The 9,123-nt window shown below is 65.4% G+C and carries 13 protein-coding genes; 9 read left to right on the forward strand and 4 right to left on the reverse strand.

The genetic code is table 11. From position 1 onward, the window contains the following. Window positions 1-30: 30 nt before the first annotated feature. The 3 genes from MYF83_RS41855 to MYF83_RS41865 are packed head-to-tail and all read right to left on the reverse strand — an operon-like array spanning window position 31 to window position 1,728. A complete protein-coding gene (locus MYF83_RS41855) occupies window positions 31-942 on the reverse strand; it encodes an IS3 family transposase (protein WP_248966377.1) in 912 nt (303 codons plus the stop codon). Then, window positions 939-1,259 (reverse strand): transposase, encoded by a 321-nt coding sequence (locus MYF83_RS41860; RefSeq protein ID WP_248966378.1) that lies wholly within the window; start codon window positions 1,257-1,259, stop codon window positions 939-941. Before MYF83_RS41860 ends, MYF83_RS41855 begins: the two co-directional genes overlap by 4 nt. Window positions 1,260-1,281: 22 nt before the next feature. Next, entirely contained in the window at window positions 1,282-1,728 is a 447-nt protein-coding gene (locus MYF83_RS41865; protein WP_248966380.1) for a hypothetical protein, read from the reverse strand. Window positions 1,729-2,865: 1,137 nt separating this feature from the next. Here MYF83_RS41865 and MYF83_RS44730 point away from each other — a divergent pair. The 4 genes from MYF83_RS44730 (at window position 2,866) to MYF83_RS41880 (ending at window position 4,913) form a co-directional block, all read left to right on the forward strand. Then, window positions 2,866-3,450, forward strand: a complete 585-nt coding sequence (locus MYF83_RS44730) for a DUF6461 domain-containing protein (protein WP_372500413.1) — start codon at window positions 2,866-2,868, stop codon at window positions 3,448-3,450. Beyond that, window positions 3,447-3,677: a phosphodiester glycosidase family protein gene (locus MYF83_RS41870; RefSeq protein ID WP_308201588.1), complete on the forward strand. Its 231-nt coding sequence runs from the start codon at window positions 3,447-3,449 to the stop codon at window positions 3,675-3,677. The genes MYF83_RS44730 and MYF83_RS41870 overlap by 4 nt, the downstream gene beginning before the upstream one ends. Window positions 3,678-3,840: 163 nt before the next feature. Continuing rightward, a complete protein-coding gene (locus MYF83_RS41875; protein WP_248966382.1) occupies window positions 3,841-4,392 on the forward strand; it encodes a hypothetical protein in 552 nt (183 codons plus the stop codon). After that, window positions 4,293-4,913, forward strand: coding sequence for a class I SAM-dependent methyltransferase (locus tag MYF83_RS41880; protein WP_248966383.1), 621 nt, complete (start codon window positions 4,293-4,295; stop codon window positions 4,911-4,913). The genes MYF83_RS41875 and MYF83_RS41880 overlap by 100 nt, the downstream gene beginning before the upstream one ends. 45 nt (window positions 4,914-4,958) lie before the next feature. Here MYF83_RS41880 and MYF83_RS41885 read toward each other — a convergent pair whose 3' ends face one another. After that, a complete protein-coding gene (locus MYF83_RS41885) occupies window positions 4,959-5,252 on the reverse strand; it encodes a DUF1330 domain-containing protein (RefSeq protein WP_248966384.1) in 294 nt (97 codons plus the stop codon). A gap of 440 nt (window positions 5,253-5,692) precedes the next feature. On the opposite strand from MYF83_RS41885, the gene MYF83_RS41890 reads away from it, so the two are divergent. Genes MYF83_RS41890 through MYF83_RS41910 form a run of 5 tightly spaced genes read left to right on the forward strand, consistent with a single transcriptional unit; the run spans window position 5,693 to window position 8,999 of the window. Beyond that, window positions 5,693-6,274 (forward strand): TetR/AcrR family transcriptional regulator, encoded by a 582-nt coding sequence (locus MYF83_RS41890; protein ID WP_248966385.1) that lies wholly within the window; start codon window positions 5,693-5,695, stop codon window positions 6,272-6,274. Window positions 6,275-6,285: 11 nt separating this feature from the next. Next, window positions 6,286-6,558, forward strand: coding sequence for a lipoyl domain-containing protein (locus MYF83_RS41895; RefSeq protein ID WP_248966386.1), 273 nt, complete (start codon window positions 6,286-6,288; stop codon window positions 6,556-6,558). Then, window positions 6,555-7,532 carry a thiamine pyrophosphate-dependent dehydrogenase E1 component subunit alpha gene (locus tag MYF83_RS41900; RefSeq protein ID WP_248966388.1) on the forward strand — a complete coding sequence of 326 codons (978 nt, stop codon included), beginning with the start codon at window positions 6,555-6,557 and terminating at the stop codon, window positions 7,530-7,532. The genes MYF83_RS41895 and MYF83_RS41900 overlap by 4 nt, the downstream gene beginning before the upstream one ends. A 29-nt stretch (window positions 7,533-7,561) precedes the next feature. Next, entirely contained in the window at window positions 7,562-8,539 is a 978-nt protein-coding gene (locus tag MYF83_RS41905) for an alpha-ketoacid dehydrogenase subunit beta (RefSeq protein WP_248966390.1), read from the forward strand. Between the two features lie 7 nt (window positions 8,540-8,546). Continuing rightward, window positions 8,547-8,999, forward strand: a complete 453-nt coding sequence (locus MYF83_RS41910) for a 2-oxo acid dehydrogenase subunit E2 (protein WP_248966391.1) — start codon at window positions 8,547-8,549, stop codon at window positions 8,997-8,999. Window positions 9,000-9,123 lie beyond the last annotated feature (124 nt).

Genomic DNA, 9,123 nt, shown 5'->3' on the forward strand with positions numbered 1-9,123 from the left:
TGTCAATCCCCTCAAACCGTGGAGACGGTCCTATGCCACAGCGGCCCTCAGCAGGGCCGTTGATGCTGTCCTCTTCTCGATCACCTGACGCTCGAATGTGACAGGCGGCAGCCCGTCGTTGGCACTGTGCCTGCGCTTGACGTTGTAGAAGTCCGCGATCCAGGTCGCGATCTTCAGCCGAGCCTCCGCCCGGGTACGAAAACGGTGGCGGTGCACGAACTCGACCTTCAGGGTGCTGTTGAGCGACTCGGCGGCTCCGTTGTCGAGCGCACACCCGACCCGGCCCATCGACTGCACCACCCCATGCCTGCGGCATTCGGCCTGGTAGCGGGCGGCGGTATATTCCGAGCCGCGATCCGAATGGAAAATCACCCCGTCCACGTCGCCACCGCGCGTGACCACGGCCATCTGCAGCGACGCGACCGTCAGCGCCGCGTCATGGTGCTCCGACATCGCGTAGCCGAGCAGCCGACGGGAGAACAAGTCCTCGACCGACGCCAAGTACAACGGCCCCTCATCAGTGATGACCATCGTGACGTCGCCGACCCACAGCACGTCCGCAGCGACCGCGGTGAACTTGCGCCGCACCAGATCCGGCGCGGCCGGCCGCTTGCCCCGCCGGGTCAGCGAACGCGGCTTCTTCGGCCTGCGCCCGGCCAAGCCGAGTTCGGCCATCCGCTTGGCCACGGTGTTCTCCGACAGCTTCCAGCCCTCGGCCCTCAGGTCCTGGGTGATGCGTGGCGAGCCGTAGGTACCACCGGAGGCGGCGAAGTGCCGTTTGATCTCCTCGTCCAGACGGGCGCGCCGCTCTTCCCGAGCCGTTGACCTGCGGTTCTTCCATTTGTAGAACCACGAGGGCGATACTCCCAGCGCACGGAAGCAGATCGTGTGGGGGACACCAAACTCGGCCCTTTGGGACTCGATGAACGCCACCACGGTCATCGGTTCAGCGAGTCCTTGACCCATAGGACCACGGATCGTTTGAGGACATCACGCTCGTCCTCCAACTCAGCGCGCTCCTTCTCCCAGGCGGCCTTCTCCTTGGCGTGCTGCTTGACCAGCTCGGCTTTCTCCCGCCGCAGCCGCGCCAGCTCCTCCTGCTCGGACTCCTTCAGCTTGCCGCCTCCGTTGCCGTCGCGCCCGACCTGCCCTGTTGCGTGCCGGTCCATCTGCACCCAGTTGTGCAATGTGTACTCGTTGATACCAAGATCCCGCGCGATGTGCGCGACGGGTTTGCCGGTCTCCTTGACGATACGCACCGCCCCGGCCCGGAACTCCGGATCAAAACGACGGTGGTTCCTGCCACGACCAAACCTCTCTTGGTTCGGTCTCCACGTTACGAGGGGAAGGCCAGGTACAGATCTCGGCGTAGGTGCCTTTCGTGCCTAGGGGTATGGCGCCCGGTTTGAGGATGACGGTGCCGGCGAGCTTCATGGTGGGAGGTAGCTCCGGGTCGATGCATCCGTCTCCGTCGAAGTGGTAGTGGCGGATCTGGTGGGCTATTTCGGTGACCGCACGCTGGAGCGGCGTGAGTTGTGTCAACTGATCGCCGTAGGTGAGCCAGCCTTCGTCTGCTGCTGCGTATACCAGTTCGCGGGCCAGGTACTCGATGTGGCGAAGGTACTCGGGCTCACTGAGATCTGCTCCGACCATTCCGAGAGTCTCGCACTCAGGCTCCAGACTGGCATCTGAGTTCTTTGTTCGGTGGTTGACGAAGCCGGTATCCATGGCACGCGTCCTCGCTGTGCGGCGGTGCGGCGCTGGAGTCGGCGAGTTGGTTCGGTGCGGTGAGGACGTGGTACGGCTACGGCCCGGGGCGCCGCCGTCCGGGACCGGCGCCCACGCCGCACGCCCAGGCGGCGTGCGGCAGAGGGCCGGGTACGGCGGCGCGGCGCGCCGCCGCTTGATCCATACAAGCTTTATTCGGCAATATTGCAAGCACCCGCATTAGGAGAGCGGCGGCCATACGGCTGATCTATGCGTTGTGAGCTGCGGAAAGGCTTCACGCAGCCCGCACTACTTGCAAGATCATCCCACACATGTCTCGCACTTGGTCGACTCAGGAACGGGCGATGCGGGGCATGACCGCCTGCTTGCAAACGAGCGCCAGTCACGACGTAGATGGCTCCTCGCCCTGCTCAAGCGGCAGATGACGAGCGGCGCCGTGTGATCACGTAAGGTGGCGTTGCTGTACACGGCGGTTGGTCCAAGTCATCCAATGGCAAAGGGACCCGTACCGCAGGGCCGCCAGGCCCGAGGAACGGCACCTAGCGGCAGCCAAAGCGCGGCCATCCGGTAGGCGGCTTACTTGCCGTCGCGGCGCCGGGTCACGCAGATTGATCCGTAATTGTCCGAGGGGCCAGCCCCACTAGGGGCAAGCGGGGCCATCGGCGATAAAGGTGTGAGAGTGATCTATCCCACATTGTCACAAAGATTCCCCCATGTTGTGATCACTTGGACCCTTACACTCTGCCCCGCCAAGGAGTTCAGTGAACTTATCAGGACGATCACCCCTCGCCTTAAGGAACTGGCGACTACGAGGGGTGGCGCTCTTAACCGCGTCAACGACAGTGACCTCTCTGCTGGTCGCGACAGGGTCCGTCCCCGCCTCTGCAGATCCCTCCCCATCGCCGACACACCAAAGTGCTGTTGCCGCAACTGACCCTGTAGAGAACGCCAAGCGTGAGGCCAAGAGACAGAACAGGCGAGTCGAGGTTCCCGCCTACCGCTCGGAGTACTCAACCACATACCGCTCACACCCCTTCGAAAGTTACTACGTCAAAATTCCAAACTAATCGAATAATCGGCTGAGGCCCCAGTGGCTTTCTGGGGCCCAGTCGCATCGGCAAGTTAGGACCAATCCCGTTGGACGACCTACTGCACTACTATAGAGATTTCCTGGAAGAGAACTGGACCGTCAACGAGGACACCACCTGTTTCACATGGTTCAACGGGTGCGATATCCAAACAGCGGCTTCCTTCTTTGGTGCAGATCCTCGATCAGCAACACCGATGACTTATTCGGATGCCCGCGACGAAGCGTGTGCCGAACTTCAGTCAAGCAGCCGAAGTAACGTCGTTCTCTTCGGGACAGCCGACACCTGGAACATAGCCGTAGAACCATATGGATGGGAAGGTTCAGATGAACGGGTCATCAAAGCTATAGCGAGCGACGGAGACGCTCTATCCGTACTATTCACGGCTGAGGCAATTCACCGGATTACTTATGCGCACAACGGAGAGCGCCTTTGCGTTCTGCGTCCGCTGGATGAGCGTGACCGTCCAATGCCTCAAGCCCTCGAAGAGCATCTGGACGGTTTGCTACTTTTCGGGGACGTTATCAACAGTGATTGGAAGGCAAGCGCTCTTGCCCTTGTCCAGCGATTCACTGGGGTGCGCCTGGATCACGAGTGGCTCAGGCATAGGCATACGCGTTACCTGATTCAATAGGAGAAGGGTGGCCCGGCCGACATGGCCGACACCGACTCGGACAGGTCAAGACCGCCGCCGTTGCCCGAGCTTTCGGCATGGACGACGCGGTCAACCTCGACAGCGGCGGCTCCACCACCATGTCCGTCGGCGGCACGCTGGTCAACCGGCCCAGCGGGTCGAGCGAGCGAGCCGTCGGCGAAGCCCTCGTCTTCGTGAACTCCCCGTACTACGGCACCGCCGGCTGACAGCAGAGAAGGCCCGCCCCGGTGGTGGGCCATGCCGGCCAACCGGCGAGATACGTCGGTCGTCACGCCGGATCATATGCGTGCTGTTTCCCGATTTCTGGAGAAAGGCCCGCACCGCCGCTAATCTCCTTACCAGGGGAGCTGAGCAGCGAGGGGATCCGCGATGACGACCATCGACGTCGAGACGACCGAACCGTCGGACTTACCCGCGCCGCCGGGACCGCTGAATCAGGCGATCACGGCGGATCAGACAGGCGGCCCTACCGCGCTGGCCGACTTCGTCCGGCAAGCCATGGCCGAACTCCCGGCGATCGCCGGCGCAGACCGCGCGACCGCACACCGCTACTTCGACGACTTCGCCCTCCGCCGACTCCCCGCCGCGCTCGCCACGGCCCGTCAGGACACCGTCACGGCGGCCATGGCACCGCTGGCCGAGATGTTCGCCGACGCCGGCGGCATGGTCCAGCTGAGCCGTGAGCAGGCTCGCGGCCGGGCCGGCGACTTCGAGATCATCGAGTACATCCTGCGCGGTCAGCCCGGAGGCGTGCCCGGCACTGGGGCCACCAGACGACTACCTCCTGCACGCTCCCATCACCGACCAGCACCGCAACAAGATTGCCCACCAGGCCGCACTCATCGAGTCCGCACTCGGGAGCGACCCGGCGGACGTCCCGAGCACGGCCCCCGCGCGCCACCGGCCGCCGCATCCTGCTGATAGCGTCCGGAGGCGCCGCCGGCCTGCGCCGAGTCGACCCGGCTCTCCTGCACCCCGCCGACCGCCTGGTCCTCAACGACGTCGACCCCGACGCCCTCCAGTACGCCCTCGCACACCTGCCGCCCGCGACCCGCGCCCAGACCGCCGCGGCCCCCGGCAACGTCCTGCGCACCGCCGCGCACCTGGCCGCTGACCACGGCCCCTTCGACCTGGTCCTGGCCGGAGGCCTCTTCGACTACCTCGAAGAACGCTTCGCCCGAGCCCTGATCCGCACCACTCTGTCCCGCCTGTGCCGCCCCGGAGGCACGTTCTACTTCTCCAACATCGCGACCCCGAACCCCTACGCCGCCCTGATGACCCACATCGGCCGCTGGAACCTCGTCGAACGCACCCCCGCCGACATCGAGGCCGACGTCCGTGCCGCCGCGCCGCCGGGAACCGTCGCCGGACTGGACATCACCGCCGATGCCACTGGCCTGACGCTGTTCGCGACGGTGCGGCGCGCTGACGAGCCGGGGTGATCCCCGCAGTCGGCTTCGTGTTCGTCGCCGACGCAGCCTCGATCGTCAGTCGAGGCCTTCGATGATGCGGAAGTCGCGCTCGACGCCGTCAGCAAGTGCGGCCAGCGCCTCCTGGTAGGCCGCACTCGCATGTGCGGCGACCGCCTGTTCGAAGCTGTCGAACTCGATCAGGACGGTGCGCTCGGCGATTCCGGCGTCGTGTGCGACGACCCGGCTGCCGCGGGCGAGCAGCCGCCCGCCCGCGGCCTCGACGGCTGGACCAGCCAGCTTGTTGTAGGCAGCCAGCTTCTCGGGGTCCGCAATGGTGCGGTAGGCGCTGACCCAATAGCCCTTGACCACGGTACCTCCTGTGTTCGGAATTGATGCTCAGAAGCGCTCAGATCCATGGCCGGCGCGCTGTGGGTCAGCGAGCCGACGGAGACGGCGTCGAAGTCGGACGGCTTCGATCCTAATGGCGGTGCGGGCGCGTTCCCTGGTCCGGTGGGGGTGGCGGATGCCTTCTTCGTTCCAGGATCTTTGAGTCCTTCTTGCTGAGACTGGCGCTGTTGCCCCAAACGGCCGGACAGGGCGTGCCCGCACTGGTAGATCGTGGTCTTGCTTGCGTTCGTTCCGAGACCAGCCTCACGCCCCCGTTCGGCGATCCCTGGCACCGCAGCTCTGGACAAATATTGTTACGGTACGTACCGTAATAAAGCGTGAGTGATGAAACACGTCCTACCAGCCCAGCGGCGGGTGGACGCCAGCAGTGGGGCCGGCCGCGCAAGACCGAGACGGATCGGGTGATCCTGGCGGCGACCTGCGAACTTCTGCTGGCCAACGGCTACAGAAGGCTCACCATGGAGGCGGTGGCTGCCCGTAGTGGCGTCGCCAAACCCGCCCTCTACCGGCGCTGGTCAAGCAAAGCGGACCTGGTCGCCGCCGCCGTCGTGGCGAATCTGGCGATCGACGCACCGGCGGAGGTGGTCGCGCTCCCCGACGGCGGTGAGATCGGCCATGACCTGCATGCGTGGCTTGACGCCTTCGCCAGTGTCGCGACCGATCCACGCAACGCGGCCCTGGCACTGGCGCTGATCGCCGCGGCGGCCGAGAACCCCGCTGACGCCCAGGCCCTTTACGGGCTGCTGACCGGCCCCAGCCACCAGGCCTTGACCGCACGCCTTCGCGCCGCCGCGGCGGCGGGACAGATTCGGCCCGATGCCGACCTCGACGCTATCGGTGACGCGTTGATCGGGTCGATCGTCATCCAACTGCTCACCGGCCGGGCCGCGACGACACGACAGCACGCACATGAGCTCCTCGAGATCGTCCTGCGCGGCCTGCGGCCCGACATTGACCAACGCCGCTCAACACAACCGAATTGATGGAGTCCGAGATGGACGCTGAACGCATCTTCATGCCCAAACTCGGCATGCACATGACGGAGGGCACGGTGTCGGAGTGGCTCGTCGCGGACGGCGCCCACTGCGATCAGGGTGCCGTCGTCGTGGAGATCGACACGGACAAGGTCACCCATCAGGTGGAGGCCCCCACCGCAGGGTACGTGCGGATCGCCGTTCCGGTCGGCACCACCGTCGACGTGGGCACGGTGCTCGGCGAGATCACCGCTGCGCCGGCCACCGAGAACAAGGAGAAGGAGTCGGCATGACCCTCACCGATGAGCAGAAGCTGAGCCTGTTCCGCAACCTGCTACGCGCATATCGGATGGACGAGTACGCGTGCCGGTCCCTGAAACAGGGTGCGATCAAACTGTTCTGGCACAGCAGCGCCGGAATGGAAGCAGTCGGCGTCGGCGGTGCGAGCATGCTCGCCCCCGACGACTACGTCTGGTACCACTACCGCGGCCACGGCCTGCCCTATCTGCTGGGGCGTGGCGGCGACCCCAAACTGCTGTTCGCCGAGCACTACGGCAAGGCCTCCGGTTGCGCGCAGGGCCGATCCGGCTACCACGTCGTGGCACCGGACGTCGGCATCTTCGGTTTTTTTGGGTTCCTCGGTGCCGGGCTGGGTGTCGCCGTCGGGTACGGCATGTCGGCCAAGCGCCGCGGCGAGGGGCAAGCGGTGCTGTGCGGGCTGGGCGACGGCACCGCGACCCGCGGCAACATCCACGAGAGCCTCAACATGGCGGCCCTGTGGAAGTTGCCGATCGTGTATCTCTGCGAGAACAACGGCTTGGTCGTCCACACGCCACAGTCCGGTACGTACGCCGGCCCGTCCGGTGACTACAAGGAACTCGTCGAAAGCTACGGCATACCCGCCCGCGTCGTCGACGGCCAAGACGTGTTCGGCGTAGCCGAGGCGGTGGCCGAGGCGCTGCGGCACGCCCGCTCCGGGCAAGGACCGGCCTTCGTCGAGGCGAAGACGTTCCGATACCACTCGCACACCGAAGGCCAGGCCGATCTCCGTTACTCCACGCCGCGCGAGGCCGAGGGCAGGGATCGCGATCCCTTGGGTATCGCTCGTGCGCGGATGATCAGCGAAGGGTTGCTCACCGAGGAGCGAGTCGAAGCGTTGGAGAAGGAGGTCGAGACGGAGATCGCGGAGATCGACCGGTTCTGCCGCGACGCCCCTGACTTCGTCCCCACCGTCGAGAGCCTCCACGCCGCGACCTATGCCAGCTGATCATCCACCAGCGAACCGGAGATTGACTCATGCCCACCATGAACATCATCCAGGCCATCCGGGACGCGACCCGCTTGGAGATGGCTCGCGACCCGCGGACGCTGCTGATCGGCCAATCCGTGCAGGGCTCGCTGTTCGGCACTGGAGCCGGACTGGTCACGGAGTTCGGCCCTGAGCGCGTCATCGACACGCCGCTCGCGGAATCGACGACGGCCGGTGCCGCGATCGGCTTGGCCCTGACCGGGTACCGGCCGATCCTCGAACATATCGCCTCGTTCTCCTTGGCCAGCTTCGAAGAGCTCTTCCTGCTCGCGCCCAGCTGGAAGATGCTGCACGATCAGGCCGTGCCGTTGACCACGCTGCTCGTCGGTGGCGGGGGGAGCGGGTCACCCGATCACTCGATCGTCCCGCTCGGCATCGGTCTCCAGTGCGCCGGGCTCAAGATCGCCGTCCCGTCGAACGCCTACGACGCCAAGGGCTTGCTGGCCACAGCGATCGCAGATCCCAACCCGGTGCTGTTCATGGCGCACATCCACACCCTGGCGGACCGAACGGAGGTGCCCGACGAGCGCTACACGATTCCCTTCGGGCAAGCCAAGATCGTCCGGCAGGGCGAAGACGTCACCGTCGTCACTTCCTCATTCGGGGTGACGCTGGCGATGCGGGCGGCCGAGGCGGTGGCGGACGAGATCAGCGTGGAGGTCATCGACCTGCGCACCATCGAGCCGCTCGATCTCCCCACTGTCCTCGCCTCGGTGGCCAAGACCCGGCGAGCCGTCGTGGTCGATCAGGACATCAATCGGGGCGGACTCGCTGCGGAGCTGGCCGCGGTCATCTCGGATGCTTGTTTCGAGACGCTGCTGGGCCCTGTGCAACGGATCGGTCGCCTTCCGGTCCCGGTGCCCGGCGGGTTGATCGGCGACCTGTTCATCCATCCGAATGTCGAGCAGGTCGTCGAGGCCATCCGCGCCACGACCAAGGTCACCGCGAACCGCCGCCAGGGATGAGGACACGGTGCAGCACGAGCCAACGGCACGCGAAAACAACGCGACATCATCCACGGCAGCGGACTACGACGTCCTGCCGTTCAACAGCATCCGGCGCCGCACCGCCGCCCATATGGTCCGATCGAAGGCGGTGTCACCCCACACGCTCTGCTCGATCGAGGTCGACTACGTCCAGGTCGACCGGGTCCGCAGAGTCGCGAAACTCACCTACCTTCCCTTCGTGGCCAAGGCAGTGGCAACCGCGCTCCGCGACTTCCCTCACATCAATGCCTCGGTCGCTGACGAGGCGTTGCTGGTGCACCATCGCGTCAACCTCGGCATCGCCGTCAACCTCGACGCGGGTGGCCTCGTCGTCCCGGTTGTCCACGACGCGGACACCATGAGCGTGACCACGATCGCCGAGCGCATCACCGACATCGCGGCACGCGCCCGCAGCAAGAGGCTCACTCTGGATGACTGAGCCGCCCCGAGCCTTCCGGACAGTGCCCCCACTAAGATTGGGGTCGTCTGGAAAGGAAGATGGTTGTCGCGGAATCGTAGGAACTTCTCGCCTGAGTTCAAGGAAGAGGCCGTGAAACTGGTGA

Source organism: Sphaerisporangium perillae, assembly GCF_023276435.1.
Taxonomy (GTDB): Bacteria; Actinomycetota; Actinomycetes; order Streptosporangiales; family Streptosporangiaceae; genus Sphaerisporangium; species Sphaerisporangium perillae.